This window comes from Nostoc sp. (assembly GCF_036919895.1).
GTDB lineage: Bacteria > Cyanobacteriota > Cyanobacteriia > Cyanobacteriales > Nostocaceae > Nostoc.
In genome coordinates this window covers 48,200-66,162 of sequence record NZ_JBALBW010000099.1, presented here as the reverse complement: position 1 = coordinate 66,162, position 17,963 = coordinate 48,200, and the positions used below count along the sequence as shown (strand labels likewise).

Genomic DNA, 17,963 nt, shown 5'->3' with positions numbered 1-17,963 from the left:
ATTTTTACAAATCAAATCAAATAGAATTACTATATGTAAATTATTGTTGACTAATTTTACTCATGAATCATGCGGCGAAGATCGTCAAGAGGGGATTCTGGTTCAGTCATTTCTGAATTATTGCTGTTAGTTATTTGTAAATCTTCGTCTTCAATATAAAATTCAACGCTTATTTTAATTTTCACCTTCCCCTTTTTCCAGCTTGGAGAACCTAATGTTAAGATTTCGCAATCTATACCCTTTTGAAACCAATTCAATTTCGCATCCTGAGACTGTTTTATCTTTACTTGTTGCCTATTTAACTCTTGATTCAATATACATTCTAGGCTGTAGTTAGATGAGGTATTCATTGCTTGTTTAAATTTAGCAACTTTATATATATCGTCTCCGAAGTCCAAAACATCGCCATCGTTACATTCTATTGGCTTGAATCCATCTTCCATATCAACCAACCTCAATTTTTGAAACCTTTTTACCTTACGCAAAGCTATATGTAGTTAGTGAGTGCTAAAGCACTCACTAAAAGCTACAATTATCTCAAAAATGATTTGAGATTAATATTCAACCTCTTGTCCTACGTCTGAAACCACAAATCCATTATTGGCAAACTTCCCATCAGCATCAAAAGAATCACCAATTACAGGCAAGAAATGGTCATATAACTTCATTGCCTGTAAACAACCATTGATACTAGAAGCGGCTGAATTATACGCTGCAATATTTTCTTCAACAACACTCAATAATCGTCGATTATTGGCAATTTTTTCTTCAGCTTCTTGTTGCAGTGTTTTCTCTAAATAAGCCCGCGCCTGTGGGTATTGCTGCAAAATCTCATCTGCTTGGTGTTCTGCCATTGGTAACAACTGAGTTTTCAGTGTTTGGTTAATGGTTTGACGGAAAGATTTACGAATAGTTTGAGAGACTTTTGGCTCAAAATCTAACTTCAATAATTGCCTAATTGCTGGTTCTGCTTCCACGATACTTTCAGCGTCGTAACCTTGAGAGGTTTGTAATAAAGTTTGGCGAAATTGATATATAGAGAAAGTGCCTTCATCATAAAATCTTGGACTTTCTCGCACGAAGCGATCGCACTCTACACTAGCTGCACTCACTAATGCTTGAGTAACCGCTTTTTCTATATTTCTAATCTCTTGTTCAATACCGCCATCATTATCTAATAAACGATACAACTGGCGATAATATTCTGATTTGCGAATCTTTTCAATCAATCGCTGAAAATAATTTGCAACTACTTGCTGAGAAGATTCAATCAAAATATCTTCTAATTGATTTGCTAAGTAATAAAATGCCTCTACTAAAATAGCAATTAAAGGTGCGGTAGCGTTGCGAGGATGGCTGATAGTTGCGCGTTGATAAGCAGAAGCTACAGAAAAGCTATCTAGCAATTCATCTAAACGGCGAATCATTCGTGATTGCAATTGCTTAAAGTCTGATTCAAAATCATCGCAAGAGCTATTAATTATCTGGTTAACTTCTTCTGTGATATGCTCGCTAAATTCTCTACCAATTTGCTGGAGCTGCTGATTTAGGCGTTGCAACTCTTGTGACTTCATAGCCTCAATTTCTTGGGGTTGGCTATCTAAATGACGTTGTACGCTCTGATAATGTCTCTTCAGTTTAATACAAACATCTTCTAAATCATCGGCAAGATTTTTAAACAACTGCGGACGCTTTTCTTCTGTAAGATAGCGAGTAATAGCTGTGCGAAATTCATCAGTTCCACTATCTTGAATTAGCTTTTCTATCAGTTCATTTCCCCAATCTCCCAAAATCCGCACATAATTTTGATTTGGAGTTTCATAGCCGTTAACAGAAACACGGAACTTAGTGGTAGATAGCTTTCCTGAATTTACGCAGTAGTTGTTAAAAGCATAGACAAATTGTGGTGTTTCTTCTTTACCATCTAAACCTTTTATACTTCCTGCAAAAACAGAATCTAAACCAAATCTATCTCCTTGGCTTGTCTGTTTAATTTGACTGCCGTAAAATCCTAGTAATCCACTGGTTTTATAAACCTTGTTTGAATTAACAAACTGTCCACTAATTAAATTGTCTAATCGTTGCCGTAGTTGGGTATTGTACCAAGTTTCATCGATGCGGTTGAAGACATAGAAAACGCGATCGCGAACTCCCCCATTCTGGCGCATTAATTCCAATAATTCTGTTTCTTCTTTTGTCATGTCACCCGCCGAAGCAGGTTTTAGCACGCACACCACCGCCGAAGTATCAGGATGTTGAATTTTGGTATAAGTTAGTTGTGCGTCTTTTTCTACTGGTGCATCTATCCCAGGTGTGTCAATAATTACATTTCCATCTTCTAGCAGAGGATGATTACAATAATATTCTATTCGCTTCAATACGGCACTATTACTACCACGGCGGGCATATCCCGCAGCTTGTTTGAGGTTAGAAAAGTTAAATTGCTCCATTGAGTATGTAGCATTATTAACCGTGTTGATGCGATCGCGGTTTGCTATATATCCTTCTAGCAATAACATTAACGCTTTCGCCTGTTTTGCACGTTCTGATTTACTCTCACCACCTTCCTGCTGAATAATCGCTTCAGAACCTTCAAGTAGTAAGTTAATTTCATCAGCTTGGTTAATATTAGGTACTGTCTTAAATCCTAGCTGCTTACACAAATAAACTGCTTGTTCCCGAATCTCTACTTCGCTTAAAAATGTCAAAACAACACGTTCTTTTTCTACTTCTGCATACTCGATTTTGCATTCTGTACCTGTAGCGTGTCCCTCTGCACTGTAAAGTAATTCTCTCTCTAATAGTGCATTGATTAGCATTGATTTACCGGCACTAAATGCACCCGCAAACACAATCTCAAATTTGGGAGAAATCGCTTTAGTTAGAGAAATTTCTACAGGTGTAATATCTTGAGAATGTAGCGTTGGTTCTTGCTGAAAAAGTTGTAATATTGACTCAACTTGCTCTTTTAAATTTTTGCACTGAAGCGGTAAATCTGACATATTCAGCATCCTGACAATCTTTATGTATAGCAATCCGATTTGATGAAAAAATCTAAGTAGGGTGTGTTACGGCTTCCGTAACGCACGATTCATAAGGATTTGGTGCGTTATGCTGTCGCTAACGCACCCTACGTATATTTCAAAAATCAAATATGAGTCCTATATTATGTTAGTTACATTTATTGTCTGGATGGTTCAGTAATATTTCTGAGATATTTGATGTGGTTTGGCTACTGGATATCACTTAAACCACAAATATCATATCTGCTTAAAAATTTATTAGAATGATTAATCGCATCACGGAAAAAATGTAGGGGCAATTCATGAATTGCCTCTACAGAAAATTACTCAATCTTCAAGTTGAAAGGTAAACGGGCATAAACCCCCTTTGGATCGTTCATCTTTTGCAAAATATCTACTTCTTGTTGGAATTTCTGGAATTCATTAGTGAGGGGGTTAGATGGTTTGAGTTGCGCCACCTCAATTCCTAAAGCAGTCCGCGCTTCTTCAGTTGCACGCCCAAAAAAGCGTTCTCCGAAACCGTTAGTGCGAGGATATTCTTCCACTTCCCAGTCTTCTCCTAGTTTCGCCTCTTTGACAGCATACGCGATCGCACTATTCAAACCACCAATTTCATCCACCAAACCAATTTCCTTCGCCGCCACACCAGACCAAACCCTTCCTTGGGCAATTTCTGCTACTTTTTGTTGTGGGAGTTTGCGACCCTGAGAAACTTTATTTAGAAACATATTATAAATGCGGTTAACACTGCGTTGATAAAGTGCTAACTCTTGGGTTGATTTCGGGCGCGAAACTGTTTGACTATCAGCATAGGTTCCAGTCTTCACCGAATCCCAGGTGATGCCATTATTATTGGCCAGCTTTTCACCATTAAATAGCAACCCAAACACACCTATTGAGCCTGTAATGGTATTTGGTTCGGCAAAAATGCGATTAGAGTCGCTAGCAATCCAGTAACCACCAGAGGCAGCTACGTCACCCATTGACACTACAACTGGTTTAACTTCACGAGTTAATTTTATTTCTCGCTGCATGACTTCGGCTGCGGTAGCGCTACCACCAGGACTATTAATCCGTAATACAACAGCCTTTACATCCTTGTCTTGTCGGAGTTTGTTGAAGATTTTGGCAAAGCGATCGCCTCCTACTTGTCCATCACCGCCTTTACCATCAACAATCTCGCCCTCAGCATAAACAACGGCAATGTGATTTTTGGAGTTACGTTCTACACCCAGAGATTTACCAGAAACTTCTGCGTAGCTATTCAGGCTAATTTGTCGGAATGTTTTGTCGTCTTTATCGCTATCTGTCAATTTTTTGAGGTCTGTTACCACTTCATCAGGGTATGCTATTCGATCGACTAAACCGTTGGTTTTAGCTTGGGTGGCTTCCAGTACCGCCTGACTATCTGCGATCGCTTGCAACTGGTTAGGTTCAATTTTCCGACTTGCACCAACGGTAGTGCGCCACTCTCCCCAAACATCATCTAACAATTTCTGAGTTTGTTCGCGGTTTTCTGGACTCAATTTTTTCAGAATAAAGGGTTCCACAGCCCCTTTGAATTTACCCACTCGCACGACTTGAACGCCAATTCCATACTTTTGTAATGCACCCGCTAAGAACATTGGCTGTGAACTCAAACCATTGACTTCCATCATTCCCAAAGGATTAAGGACAATGGAATCTGCCACTGAACTAAGGTAATATTCCTTTTTACTCCAATCATTGCCATAAGCTACGATCTTTTTCCCAGAAGCGCGAAACTCTTCCAGCGCCTTCCGAATTTCTTTAAGGGAAGCATAGCCGATATTACTCGCTTGGCTGGTGCTAGTTGAATCTAGATAGATGCCGACGATTCGCGGATCGCGTCGCGCCTTTTCCAAAGTTTCCACAACTTTGCGGAGTGATATTCTTTCATCATCCACACCTGATATTGTGTTTTGAAACAGTTCGCCAGAACTAGGTTCGCTATCAGTAATTTTCATCGACAAGTCAAAAACCAACACTGACTTATCTTTCACATTTGGCCCAGTATCTTTAGAGGAGGTAGCAGCCAATATTAGCAAGAATAGTCCAGTAGTTCCTAGACCACCGAAAATAATTAGTCCTAATAAGGTGCCAACTAAGCTAGCAAAAGTTTGTTTGATAAAATTACGCATTAGTTATTGGGAATTGGGGATTGGGGATTGGGGACTGGGGACTGGGAAATGACAAATGACAAATGACCTACCTAATTTATTCTATGCGTTGTAAACTGCCAGAGTGCTTTAACTGATACAAGGTGGTGTTGCCAGTAACGATAACGTTCCAATCCATTGGTGATTTGATGCGACTGAACATCTTCTTCTAAATAGATCCGAATGCGATCGGCTTTGCGATTCTGAGTTTGTGCAGAGATATTGTTAGAGGCGTTCACTGGTGGGTATAGCTAAAAAGATTTGGTTGCGATCGCTATTGTTACATTGTCTGCAACCATCTTTTTATAACAAATAAGTTGATTGAGCAATAAAGCAACATAGAATTTCTATTGCTTATCACTATGAATTATTTGAAGGCGACTGAGGAAAATACGTAGGCGATCGCTTTGAGGATTGGTCAATACCTCATAAGCTGAACCCTTTTCTGTCACAATACCTTTGTCTAAAAATATCACCTGATGGGCTACTTCTTTTGCAAATTGCATTTCATGGGTGACAACCACCATTGTCATCCCTTCTGATGCCAATTGTTGCATCACTTGCAAAACTTCGCCGACGAGTTCGGGATCTAAGGCGCTGGTGGGTTCGTCAAATAGCATGATTTGGGGATTCATACATAAGCTCCGGGCGATCGCTACTCGTTGCTTTTGTCCGCCAGAAAGTTGTTCTGGATAAGCAGATGCTTTGTCATGTAAGCCAACTTTTTCTAAATATACTCTTGCTAATTGAGCGCTTTCCTTTGGTGTTTTACCCAAGACTTTACGCGGTGCAAGTGTCATATTTTCTAGGACGCTAAGATGAGGAAACAGGTTGAACTGCTGGAAAACCATACCTACTTGTGTTCGTAGTTGCCGCAGTTGGCTATAGTTGACTGTGGGCTTAGATAAGTTGATCCCGTTGATTATTAAACGCCCATTGTCAATGGTTTCTAGTCCATTAAAGCAGCGTAATAGCGTACTTTTCCCACAGCCGGAGGAACCGATAACTGCAACGACTTCTCCCCGATTTATTTCGCCTGTGATTCCTTTGAGGACTTTTAGGGAACCAAAGTTTTTCTCGATATTGTCAAAAATAATGGCGGGGATGGTATTGTTCATTACTTGTGTCAAGCTGCTCTACAGTTGATTGTAAGCTTTTTAACGAACCGCAGAGGCGCAGAGGGAAGAGAAAATAATATGGCTAAATTTGGTTTTGGGCGTTGGTTGCGCTGGTGTGTGGTTGTTGGTTTTAGCTGTTTGTTATTGACTGGCTGTGCTGTGAACTCTAGTGCGGGAAAAACTCTGCGGGTTGCTACAGAACCGGCGTTTCCACCTTTTGAGTTTCAAAAACAAGGTGGTGAGTTGCAAGGTTTTTCAATTGATTTGATGAATGCGATTGCAGTTGCAGCTAACTTTAAAGTAGATTTTCAAAGTCTGCCTTTTGATGGCATTATCCCGGCTTTGGGAGCCAAAACGGTAGATGCGGCCATTAGTTCGATCACGATTACCCAGGAGAGGGCGAAGACGATTTCTTTTTCCCGTCCTTATTTTAAAGCTGGGTTAGCGATCGCAATCCGTGCAGATAATCAAAATATTACTGACTTTGACAGTCTCAAAAATAAAAAAGTTGCAGTCCAAGTTGGTACAACAGGGGCTGCAAAGGCTAAGAGTATTCCCGGAGTGCAAATTCGCAGTTTTGATTCAGCACCTTTAGCCCTGCAAGAATTGACCAATGGTAATGTGGATGCGGTAATCAATGATGCACCAGTGACTTTATATGCTATTAATACGGGCAATCTTCAGGGAATAAAAATAGTACAGCAATTGCTGACAGAGGAATTTTACGGCATTGCTACGGCTAAAAATTCGCCGAACTTGGTATTAATAAATGATGGTTTGGATAAAGTGTTGAAAAATGGCACTTATTCCCAAATTTACCAAAAATGGTTCAAAGTTGAACCGCCATCACTACCAATAAAATCGCCATTTGAGAATCAGATTAGTACTGCCACACCTAAAATTTCTACCTCAATTGATGTAATTTTGCAGGCTTTTCCGACTTTATTACAGGGAGCATTAGTAACGTTACAATTAACGATCCTTTCTGTAGTGTTTGGTTTAATTGGAGGTTCCCTAATTGGTATTCTTCGCCTTTCTCGAATCGCACCTGTGCGTTGGATAGCGAGGGCCTATGTAGATTTTTTTCGGGGAACACCTTTGTTAGTGCAAATTTTTATGATTTACTTTGGTTTTCCCGCAATTTCGCAAGAACTTGGTTTTACATTTACTTTCGACCGCCTCACTGCTGGAGTAATTGCCTTAAGTTTGAATAATGCCGCCTATACCGCCGAAGTTGTGCGTGCAGGGATTCAATCGATTGAAACAGGACAAGCAGAAGCAGCACAATCATTAGGTTTAAGTTCTATACAAACAATGATTTATGTCATTTTTCCCCAAGCTTTCCGGCGGATGATTCCACCTTTAGGTAATGACTTTATCAGTTTATTGAAAGACACTAGCTTAGTTTCTGTAATTGGGTTGGAAGAATTACTACGTAAAGGACAGTTAATTGTTGCTGATAACTATCGCGCCTTTGAAATTTACGCAGGTGTAGCGATGGTTTATTTATGCTTGACGTTACTTTTTTCACAAGCATTTAGTATTTTGGAAGCGTGGATGAATCCAGTTAAACCGCGAAGGAACTACGATACCTAATAATTTATTAGTGGTTTTGTCGATGGCTAATAGAGATAAACTAGATAAAATAGAAAATAAAAATTATTAGATGCAATATAATACAGCACTTGCAAAAGTAACTTTTGATAACCATCAAAACAGTTTAAAGAAGTTTTTCTAGTCAACTTTAGGCAAAATACATGGATGCAGATAATTGGACAGATCAACAATAAAAGGTACTATCTATGAGTTCCCGCGCACTGTTGTTAGTAAATCGTCATGCTCGCCAAGGGCAAAAGGGTCTGTCGGAAGCGATTGAATATCTGAAGACACTCGGCTTTGATTTAATTGAAGAGTCTACAGAAGACCCAAAACATCTTGGTGAAGTTATAATGCGCTATAAGCATCAAGTTGACCTAGTAATCATTGGTGGAGGAGATGGTACTCTCAATGCCGCAGTAGATGCTTTAGTTGAGACTCAGTTGCCTTTGGGAATCTTGCCTCTGGGAACTGCTAACGATCTAGCGAGGACTTTGGAAATCCCGAATTCCCTCAGCGAAGCTTGCAAAATTATTGCAGATGGAAATTTACGTCGCATCGACTTGGGTTGGGTAAACGACAAGCACTTCTTTAACGTCGCTAGTCTGGGATTGAGTGTCAAAATTACCCAGCGACTTACCAAAGAAGTTAAACGCCGTTGGGGAGTATTTGCTTATGCTGCCACTGCATTGCAAGTCCTTTGGGAAGCTAGACCTTTTACTGCGGAGATTGCGATCAATGGTGAATCAGTTAGCGTGAAAACAGTACAAATTGCTGTGGGTAACGGCCGTTATTATGGCGGTGGTATGGCTGTGGCTGACGATGCCACAATAGATGACCAAAGGTTAGACCTCTATAGCTTGGAGATTAAACACTGGTGGCAGATTATATTATTACTCCCAGCGATGCGAGAAGGGCGACATATACATTGGGATAGTGTACGTTCTCTTCAAGGTCAAGAAATAAAAGTATATACTCGCAAACAGCGTCCTATCAATACAGATGGTGAAATTACTACTTACACACCGGCTCATTTTCGGGTTATATCTAGAGCTATAGCTGTTTTAGTACCCCAGAAATCAGGAGTTAAGAGTTAGGAATTATTCTCCCCATCTTCCTCTGCTAAAAATGTGGGAACTCGCATCAACTCACGCCAAATGCATTTGAGATTTTCTCAAGATATAAAGTCCCTGTTGCAACGCCTAGCTGAACAACCGCTTACTCTAGGCGATGTTCTGGCAGAAACCTCAGAACGAGGGTTCAGCTTGGTAATTACATTATTAGTTTTGCCCTTTTTATTTCCTATGCCACCGGGATTAACTGGCCCTTTTGGTGGTGCTTGTTTACTATTGTCAGTACAAATGGTTTTAGGAAGGCGATCGCCTTGGCTACCGAAAAGAATCGCTAACTACAAATTTCCTCGTCCCTTCGCCCAGTTACTTTTGCAAAATTTGGGACACCTTACCAAAGTTTTACAGAAAATTACCCGTCCTCGATTGCCAAAAATAGCTAATAATCCTTTGGTTTGGCGAATTAATGGTTTTTGTATCTCCTTGTTGACAATATTATTAATATTACCAATTCCGTTTACAAATCCCATCCCCACTATCGGTATTTTACTTTTAACTGTTGCCACCATCGAATCTGACGGTTTATTAATTTGCATCAGCTACGGCATCACTGCCCTAATTACCCTGCTGTTTGGATTTCTTGGTTATGCAGTATGGTTAGCTCCCAGTTTGCTGCCATCTATATTTAAATAATAAAAGCCCTTAGCTTAAAGCTGAGGGCTATAATTTATTAGGGTGCATCTACCATTTATTAATCCGCTTTATTGATTGCTATATCCGGGCAAATTTAACTTGTATACGAATTTTTTTTCCTAATTTAAAAGTATCAGCAATAAAAAAGCCTTCAACTAAAAATTGAGGGCTATGATTTAATTAAGGTGCATCTACCATTTATTAATCCGCTTTATTGATTACTATATCCGGGCAAATTTAACTTGCATACAATTTTATTTTATTTCCCAATTACAAATATCAACAATAAAAAAAAGCCCCCAACTAAAAGCTGAGGGCTATGATTTAATTAAGGTGCATCTACTATTTATATATCCGCCTTAGTTATTGCTTTATCAGGAAGAATTGAAAAAAATAGATGGCTATGGAATTGATTTCTTTAGCTGCACTGGTAGTACTAGCCCTAATGAGCATAACCTACGGTTTTTGACTAGGTAATCATTTACCAGCTTCACAGTAATTTTACAATAACCCCAAAATTACCCTAAATACGCAAAGTTTCTGTTAATATCAGCGATGGTATCTCCGCAATAGTACTAATTTAGTTTATTAGTTGGGTATATGAATATGAAAGTTCAACGTACCCAACTTAATGAAGCGATCGCAATTTCTATTAGCCCTAGCTAGTCTTTGTATTGTCGGGGGAAGCTTTTTTCTAAGAACAACTTTTAGCAGTACTAGCGAGCCTAAAATAATAACTGATACATCACGTTACAAAGAAATTCGTAATCAATTATGGTCTGATAACGAGCGAGTAAAGCATTTTCCTGATGAGATTCCTACTGATGCCAAAGGTGTTCGCATTGCTTACTCTCCCGAATTTTTGCAAGGAAGTAGTTTTTTTCAAATTAGGCTGAAAGAATCACCAAACAAGATAGCAAAATTACTATCACAATACAGAGGTAGTGCAAAGCACAAATATAGGGGTGGTAATACAAACGACCATATAAACCAGCCTAACGGTGTACCGACAACTTTCTTCTACACCAGTGACTCTCATGCAGAATCTTTTCCAGCCAGTTATGAAATATTGGTATTAAATGCAGATGACAAAGGTAGACCTGGTTTCAAGTGGAATCATGGAGATAGTTATGGTGTTGCTATTAATAGTTCAACCTCAGAAATTATCTATTGGTCTGAAAAATGGTAATTAACAATTCCAATTTATTTGAAATTGTCATCATAAAAATTATTATTTTTATACATTGCTACATCTGATGCTAATACCAAGCGATTAGCTCGAATTTCCGCTCAATCCCCAGTTATCAGATGAAAGGTTTTTGTCACCTGTCAACAAAGGTGCATAACTGTATAATAAGCAACAATGGTTAGATACTTTTGTGATCCACAAACCCATCTTACTGCTACAGTTAATAGTGTTGTGTTCAATTCACGAGAAATTAACTAAGAGAGGTGTGCAAAATGAAAAATATAGTAAAAAATCTCCTTAATGAACGAACAAAATCAATTATTAGATCGTCCGATATATATCAATTTTTACATAATAGAATGCATTCAAGCAAGCTAGCAGTTAGAGGTAAAAGGCTTGATATTTGTGCCAACGAAATTGCTATCTATCTGCTTCAGTCTGGTAAAGATAAATATGTATTGCGTGATAAAATTTGCCTTGAAATTGGCAGTGGATGGTTGCTGACTCATTCATTAGTATTTTATCTTCTTGGAGCAAAACAGGTTTATGCAACAGATGTTTATCCGTTATTGCAACCCGAAAATATTTTCAAAGCTGTGTCTAATTCTGTAGATTGGAGTATCTTGGATAGTCTATCTACATTTGAAGATCGTGACATTATCGACTTACGTTTAAAAAAACTGCTTTCATTAAAAAATTTATCTGTAGAAGCCTTAAAAGACTTGGGTATAGAATACATTGCTCCAATTGATTTGTCTCAAAAAATGCCTACTCAAGAAAGAATAGATTTCATATTCTCAAAATCTGTGTTAGAGCATGTGCCAGTTGATGATGTTGTGCCACTTTTAAAAAATCTTGCAAGTAGCCTCTCTGAAGATGGCTTTATGTTTCATCTCATTGATTTAGTAGATCACAGAAATAGAAAAGAAAGACCATTTGATTTCTTTATTTATCAACAGGAAGCCTACTCAAGAGAATTACAATCAAGGTGGGGAAATCGAATTCGACGAAGCCAATGGAAAAAGATATTTTCTAACCTCAAAGACTTAAATTATAAATTTGTATTTGAGTGGTCGCGCAAAGAGGGAGACTTACCAGAAAAAATTGATTCGTCTATTCAATATACAGATGAAGAAGATTTAAGAATTTCTCATATCGGTGTGCTTGGAGAATTCACATCGCTTCCGAAAGTCAAGTCTTAAGGAAGGAAAGGAAAAGTTTTGAGTGCAGGCTTTCTCGGCTCAAACTTCAGTATTAAGAGATTGTTTAAAAAGTGTTTCACTAAGACTTTAGGTACTTTTATGTCTCCCCAAACCCCCTAAAAAACGGAGGAACCGGAATCAAAGTCCTCCTTTTTAGGGGAGCAACTGCTGTTTTGGCATTCACCAAGTGTTTGCGTAGCGTCTCCGAACAGGAGAAGCAAGTGGTGTGGATTTAGAGGGATATAAAACTTTTGATACCGAAAATAAGACTTTTCAAATTTCCTCTAAGTACTATTTTTACTCTTTTGGGTATACCACTTTAGGTAGTTAAAACTTATAGCCAGCATAGCTAAGATTTATAAGGTGCTTAAAAACTATCTGAATATGTAGAATGCCAACTGCTTTAATTACTGGTGCTTCTAGTGGTATTGGTAAAGCTTTTGCCCAGGAACTAGCTGCACGCAAGACCAATCTTGTACTTGTTGCTCGTTCGGAAAAGAAACTAAGCCAATTAGCTAAAGAACTACAAGAAGAACACGAAATTCAAGTAGACGTTATACTCAAAGACCTTACAGAAGCTAATGCAGCTTGTGCTGTATTTGAGGCCACAAAAGCAAAGGGATTAACCATTGACTTATTAATCAACAATGCTGGTTTGGGTTACTATGGCGACTTTGCTGAAAGTGATGGAGAAAGACAAATTAAAATCGTACAATTAAATGTTTTAGCATTAGTAGATTTAACACATAAATTTCTCCCATTGATGCGGCAACGTCGGTCTGGAAGTATTATTAACGTATCCTCTATTACCGCATTTCAACCGATACCATACCTTTCTGTTTATGCTGCCACTAAAGCTTTTATTCTCAGCTTTAGTGAGGCACTATGGGCAGAAAATCATCAATATGGTGTCCGTATTCTAGTAACTTGTCCAGGGCCAATAGAAACAAACTTTTTTGCAGAAGCTAATTTTCCTCCAGCGCTGGCAAGTACTACAGAGAAAGTTTATTCTTCTAAAAAAGTGGTTTGGGAATCTTTAGAAGCTTTGGAAAAAGGCTATCCAACTGTTATTAGTTCTGATACTACGACTCAAATGAGAAGCAAATTATCTCGGCTTGTACCGCGCAAACTTCTTTTGAATATATTAGCAAGACATTTTAAAGCTTAAGTATATAGTTAGGAGTTTGAGGTTAAAGAGGTTAAAGAACCCCTCACTCTTAACTCCTAACTTATTACATATACCTTGTTAATTGAACTCGGTAACGGTCTTTTTTAGTGACGGCGATTTCCCCAACTTCTAAACGCCCTTTAGAGCGAATGGCGATTAAGTCGCCTGATTTTACTTGAGAACTAGCTTGAGTAACTTCCTTCCAATTAACGCGGACATCACCGGCATCAATGAAATCAACCATTTTGCTGCGCGACATACCAAAACCAGCAGATGCGATCGCATCTAATCGCAAAGAAGCCTCTACAGTAGTTAGTTCTTTTTTCTTGGGTTCGCGAACCTTTAACTCAGTTACTTCAATCCGTTGAGTTTTCACAGGAACCGATCGCACCTGTTTCAGACTCATTTCTAAAAATTCCACCAACTCTGGTGCGACAATCGCCTGTGCCCCTCGTTCTCCCAAAACAATAATGTCTCCCGTCTTTTCACGCACAATTCCCGTTCCCAACATTGCGCCTAAAAAGTCGCGGTGAGAGGCGGTATCAAACAGGAAATTACCAGCAATTTCCACAGCAACAAGGCTGACTTGAGATTGCTCTAGGGGAAGTTCCGAACGAGCGATCGCTATTCTTTGGCGTTCAGCTTGTGGATATCCGCCCCACGCCGCCAATTGCACTTCTGTTAATCGGTTAAACACCCGTTGAATTTCCGCCAACTCTGGGGGAGATAGAAAATCTGTCAAAATCACTTCCCAAGTTTTGATGGCTTGTTCTGCTTGGTCGATTACACGAGCTACACTATCTCGATTTTCAACACCTTTTAAAAGTTCTTCTCGTGGCAACATTCTTAAAAATTATGAGTTTGTCATTTGTTATTTGTCATTTACCAATGTCTCATTTCCTTCTTTAAAACTATCTTGGTTTTAACTTTAATTCCCATTTTAGCAGTTCCTTCAATACACAGTATTTGGGTCAGCATAACCTTGGATATTTTCTGGATCAAACTGACGCAATATTCGGGTTGCTTGCCGAGTGAGAGTTTCAGAGCCTTGAACGGTTACTAAGTATTTACCCGCGTCTAAACGGTTACGATAGGGTAAAGCATCACCACTACCTACGAGTAAACCAACTCCGCCACCCACAACGACACCACCCATAGCACCACTAGCAGCACCCAGCAGTCCGCCAACGATGTGATTGCCAACTTCACCTGCCCAGGCAAAAGTATCTAAACCAGTGATGAGGCTGAATGTAAAACCTGCAAAAAAGCCAAATGGTATCAGCCAGGTTGCCATCAGTTGTGCTTGCTTTTTAGCTTGGTCTTTGGGGTCAATTAAGCCAAACTCGTCAGCCGTTTTATATCCCTTCCCCAGGATAGTACTGTTTATGCCTTCTTCTTCTAAAGCTAAGTAAGCAGCTTCGGCTTGAATGCGGTCTGGTAATACGGCAACAAGGTAATTCATTGATTTTACAATTTGTCTAATAGAAGTTTTGCCTTAATTAACAGCGTATCAGTCTTGGTCGAATCAATCTTGCATTGGCTAGGAGTAGAGACGCGATTAATCGCGTCTCTACAGGAGTTTGGAAAGGCTTTGATTCTTGCTTCCCTTCCATTGTTGGCAAGATTGGGGGTTAGGTCTGTTTTAAATTCAACCACAAACCGCGATGGGCGATCGCCTAGCGTCTCAAAGAGAAGCCCCGCCTTCTTTTGTCAAAGACGCTCCGCGAAAGGCGATCGCACCAGTTTTGCACAAGTTAAATATACATGGGCCGATCATTTGAGCGAATCTAGTGGTTCACAAAAATTGTTCGCCCCTTGCTTGAGGACATAAATTAAAACTGGCGCTGCCAAAATCTTCGGAAACGTCGGCATTGCTTTTAGATGTTCCATCATCTTTTGAAGCGAACTATTAAGCAAATCTTCTCGATATTCTTGTTCGCAAATGACCACACGCCATTTTCTCGCTAAGGCATCTAACCACTCAGAATTTGCCCTTTCTGGTTGTTGTCCGACTCGGATAGCTAGTGTCATTGCCGCATCTTCTAAATCTCCATCACAGTCTTCAATCAAATCCAGCGCTTCCATATCGCTGGGATCATCTGCCAATTGAGAGCGAAACTGTGCAATTTCTTGAGATGTTACTTTAGTCATGAGTCTTTGACGGGGCGAGCGATCGAACACTCCGTTATGTTAGTCCAATTTTGACTAAAAAACCTCATATTTTCAGCAAATACACTGAAAATATGAGGTTTCTGGAAGCTTTTTATCAGAAACGCTACTTGACTTTGGGGATTTCCAGAAAACAAACTATCCGATTTATTCAGATTATATTTTTCTTACTCCCCCTGCCCCCTGATTGGTTATTTTTATTTGGAAGTCCCTTGTGATGCCTTGAGGACAGGTACAAAGTGCATTACAAAACACAACAGCAGCTAAAAGTATTGACGCGGTTGAGTTTCGGCTAATTAGCGTAATCCTCTGCTGCTGACAGACCGTTGTAATTGAGCTAAAGCGCGGTTGTAACCCAAAATTGCTGTGACTCGATTACCTTCAGCTTGCGTGAGGTCGTTTTCAGAGTTAATCACATCAGTTTGAGTGCCTACACCAGCTTGGAATCGCAAACGGGCTAAACGTAGAGCTTCTCTAGCCTGTTCTAAAGCGGTATTGGAGGTTTGAACGTTTTCCAAATTAGATTGCTGGTTAGAATAGGCTTGTTCTACCTGAAAGCGGATTTGGTTACGCTGCTCGGCAAATTGAGTTTCTGCGATCGCAATATTAGCTTTTGCCTGAGATGCCCTTGCTCTTGCTGCTCCCCCATCATACAAACTTAGGCTTGCCCTAACTCCTACTGAATAACCATCAGTCACGCTGACACTATCATTAAACTGATCTAGTAGGCTATAGCTAGCTACCAAACTAACTTGAGGGCCTAGTGCTGAAAGTGCTTGCCGTCGCTGTTGTTCGCTAATGTTACGTTGTGCCAATTGCTGTTGCAATTCCGAACGGTTTTGAAAAGCCAGCACAATAGTTTGTTCTAGGGTCTGGTTCCAAAGACCAGCTAATTGTACAGGGTCAGCGGCGCTGATATTAACTGACTGCGGCAAACTGATCCGAGTCGCCAATTGACGACGGGCAATTTGCTGCTGGGAGATAGCATTAGTCAGGTTTTGTTGAGAATTTGCTAAAGTCACCTGCGATCGCAACACATCGAACCGTGTACCAACCCCAGCCCGCTCTAAAGATTCTGCATCACGCAAACTAGCCGCAGAGTTCGTCACAGCCGATTGGCTAATCCGCACTTGTTCATCTGCTTGTTGCAGATTGTAGTAGTCAGTGGCAACATTCAGGCGGATTGTCTCGTATTGAGTCTCCACAGCCAGTTCATCAGAGCGCTCCTGTTCTTCAGCTTGTCTGATGGTAGCTTCCCGATTCCCTGAAGTATAAAGGTTATATGTCAGTTGTGCTTGACCGTTAAAACCTGTACTAGGTGAGCCTGTGTTAGACGGGAAACCTTGCTTTGTGGATAATTCGTCCTGAAGTTGACTCGAAGCAGATTGACTGCGAGTGATATCAGCACTAACACCAAGAGTGGGGAGCAAAGCAGCTTGTGCCTCGCGGACAGCAGCACGACTGCGTTCTCGCTGCAATATCGACACCTGTAAATCGTGATTGTTACGCCGTGCTAGCTCTAGAGCCTGTGCCAAAGTAATCGGCTGATTTCCCTGAAATGTCACTTCCTCGGCTTTGGTGGGAAATTGCAAGGGATTTGAGTTAGGAATCAGGTTATTGGGAACTTGTACTGAACCCCCAGGTGCAGGAGTTACGGTTCCTGGCACGGTGGCAGGTAGCACTGAATTTCCAGGCGCAGAAGTTACAGCTTCTGGTACAGTGGTTGGGGTAGAATCTGGGGGAATCGGGGTATTACTTTGAGCAATGCGGCCAACAGCTTTTTGTTGTAAACAGGTGCTTGAAGCCAGTCGCAAAGCCGCTAAGAAATCAGTCTTACTTTTCCCTGACTCCTGTTGGCATCTTTGCCCTGACAACAGTTTCGCTGATTCTCCACCTTTAGCTGAAGTTTGTAAAAATGCTTGCAACTCAGTAACAGTATTTATCTTTTGAACCACTGGCTGCTGTGCAGAAGACAGGGGCAAAATTTCTTTTTGGATAGAAGAGAGTTTTGAAGTGTAGTTGGGAACTACTATACTCTCTGATTTCTGCCCATCAGCACTTGAGTTACTCTGTTTTTGGGGATTTTGAGTAGAACGGCTGACATCTAGCTGTTGGGAAGAATTAGAGGTAGGTGTCAAACTTAAAAATCTACCTTCATCTTTCTTAAGTACTTGTTTTATTGGCACAACAGTCTTTCCAGCCGTAAATGCTGGAATACTGTTATTACTTAAAGGCTTCATACTAAGTTTAGTGAAACCAAAACTGGGTACTAGGGTTGGAACACTAACATTTGCACTATTTGGCAGTTGGGTATTCATCATGTCTACAACCGAGTTTTGACCATAAGTAGAAGTCAAAACACTAGGAGAAGAAGCCACCTTTACCCCAGTTAGTTTTACAGTACCAGCCCAAGCAGGCTGAGTTGTTAAGACCGCTGCCGTCACACCAGGCAAGAAGCTATAGAATAATTGCTGTCCTTTCACCGCATCCCTCACACGAAAATCAATCTAGCGGCAGAAAACCTTTCTTCACCACAGAATATAGCACGATACTAAACT

Annotated in this window: 14 protein-coding genes and 1 pseudogene; 6 read left to right on the top strand and 9 right to left on the bottom strand. The window is 40.1% G+C overall.

What is annotated here, in order from left to right; all coding sequences use genetic code 11:
* Positions 1-56 precede the first annotated feature (56 nt).
* From V7K55_RS20255 to V7K55_RS20235, 5 genes and pseudogenes are all read right to left on the bottom strand, one after another.
* A complete protein-coding gene (locus tag V7K55_RS20255; protein WP_334834407.1) occupies positions 57-443 on the bottom strand; it encodes a KGK domain-containing protein in 387 nt (128 codons plus the stop codon).
* Between the two features lie 111 nt (positions 444-554).
* Positions 555-3,002, bottom strand: a complete 2,448-nt coding sequence (locus tag V7K55_RS20250; RefSeq protein ID WP_334834406.1) for a dynamin-like GTPase family protein — start codon at positions 3,000-3,002, stop codon at positions 555-557.
* Positions 3,003-3,346: 344 nt separating this feature from the next.
* Entirely contained in the window at positions 3,347-5,182 is a 1,836-nt protein-coding gene (sppA, locus tag V7K55_RS20245; protein ID WP_334834405.1) for a signal peptide peptidase SppA, read from the bottom strand.
* A gap of 134 nt (positions 5,183-5,316) precedes the next feature.
* Positions 5,317-5,439: pseudogene (locus V7K55_RS20240) on the bottom strand (type 2 isopentenyl-diphosphate Delta-isomerase); the annotation flags it as partial.
* A gap of 108 nt (positions 5,440-5,547) precedes the next feature.
* Positions 5,548-6,318 (bottom strand): amino acid ABC transporter ATP-binding protein, encoded by a 771-nt coding sequence (locus tag V7K55_RS20235; RefSeq protein WP_334834404.1) that lies wholly within the window; start codon positions 6,316-6,318, stop codon positions 5,548-5,550.
* A gap of 78 nt (positions 6,319-6,396) precedes the next feature.
* On the opposite strand from V7K55_RS20235, the gene V7K55_RS20230 reads away from it, so the two are divergent.
* From V7K55_RS20230 to V7K55_RS20205, 6 genes are all read left to right on the top strand, one after another.
* A complete protein-coding gene (locus tag V7K55_RS20230) occupies positions 6,397-7,914 on the top strand; it encodes an ABC transporter permease subunit (RefSeq protein ID WP_334834403.1) in 1,518 nt (505 codons plus the stop codon).
* A 206-nt stretch (positions 7,915-8,120) separates the two neighbouring features.
* Positions 8,121-9,011, top strand: a complete 891-nt coding sequence (locus tag V7K55_RS20225; RefSeq protein ID WP_334834402.1) for a lipid kinase — start codon at positions 8,121-8,123, stop codon at positions 9,009-9,011.
* 60 nt (positions 9,012-9,071) lie between these two features.
* Positions 9,072-9,677 carry an exopolysaccharide biosynthesis protein gene (locus V7K55_RS20220; protein ID WP_334834401.1) on the top strand — a complete coding sequence of 202 codons (606 nt, stop codon included), beginning with the start codon at positions 9,072-9,074 and terminating at the stop codon, positions 9,675-9,677.
* Between the two features lie 631 nt (positions 9,678-10,308).
* A complete protein-coding gene (locus V7K55_RS20215) occupies positions 10,309-10,866 on the top strand; it encodes a hypothetical protein (RefSeq protein WP_334834400.1) in 558 nt (185 codons plus the stop codon).
* 272 nt (positions 10,867-11,138) lie between these two features.
* Positions 11,139-12,068 (top strand): hypothetical protein, encoded by a 930-nt coding sequence (locus V7K55_RS20210; protein WP_334834399.1) that lies wholly within the window; start codon positions 11,139-11,141, stop codon positions 12,066-12,068.
* Positions 12,069-12,459: 391 nt separating this feature from the next.
* Positions 12,460-13,236, top strand: coding sequence for an SDR family NAD(P)-dependent oxidoreductase (locus V7K55_RS20205; protein WP_334834398.1), 777 nt, complete (start codon positions 12,460-12,462; stop codon positions 13,234-13,236).
* A gap of 64 nt (positions 13,237-13,300) precedes the next feature.
* Here V7K55_RS20205 and V7K55_RS20200 read toward each other — a convergent pair whose 3' ends face one another.
* The 4 genes from V7K55_RS20200 to V7K55_RS20185 form a co-directional block, all read right to left on the bottom strand.
* The gene (locus V7K55_RS20200; RefSeq protein WP_334834397.1) at positions 13,301-14,080 is read right to left on the bottom strand and encodes a photosystem II S4 domain protein; all 780 of its coding nucleotides are present in this window, start codon (positions 14,078-14,080) and stop codon (positions 13,301-13,303) included.
* A gap of 108 nt (positions 14,081-14,188) precedes the next feature.
* On the bottom strand, positions 14,189-14,698 hold the full coding sequence (locus V7K55_RS20195; protein ID WP_334834395.1) for a hypothetical protein: 510 nt from the start codon (positions 14,696-14,698) through the stop codon (positions 14,189-14,191).
* A gap of 311 nt (positions 14,699-15,009) precedes the next feature.
* Complete coding sequence (locus V7K55_RS20190; RefSeq protein WP_334834393.1) at positions 15,010-15,387, bottom strand: hypothetical protein; 378 nt, start codon at positions 15,385-15,387, stop codon at positions 15,010-15,012.
* Positions 15,388-15,701: 314 nt separating this feature from the next.
* Entirely contained in the window at positions 15,702-17,888 is a 2,187-nt protein-coding gene (locus tag V7K55_RS20185; protein ID WP_334834391.1) for a TolC family protein, read from the bottom strand.
* Positions 17,889-17,963 lie beyond the last annotated feature (75 nt).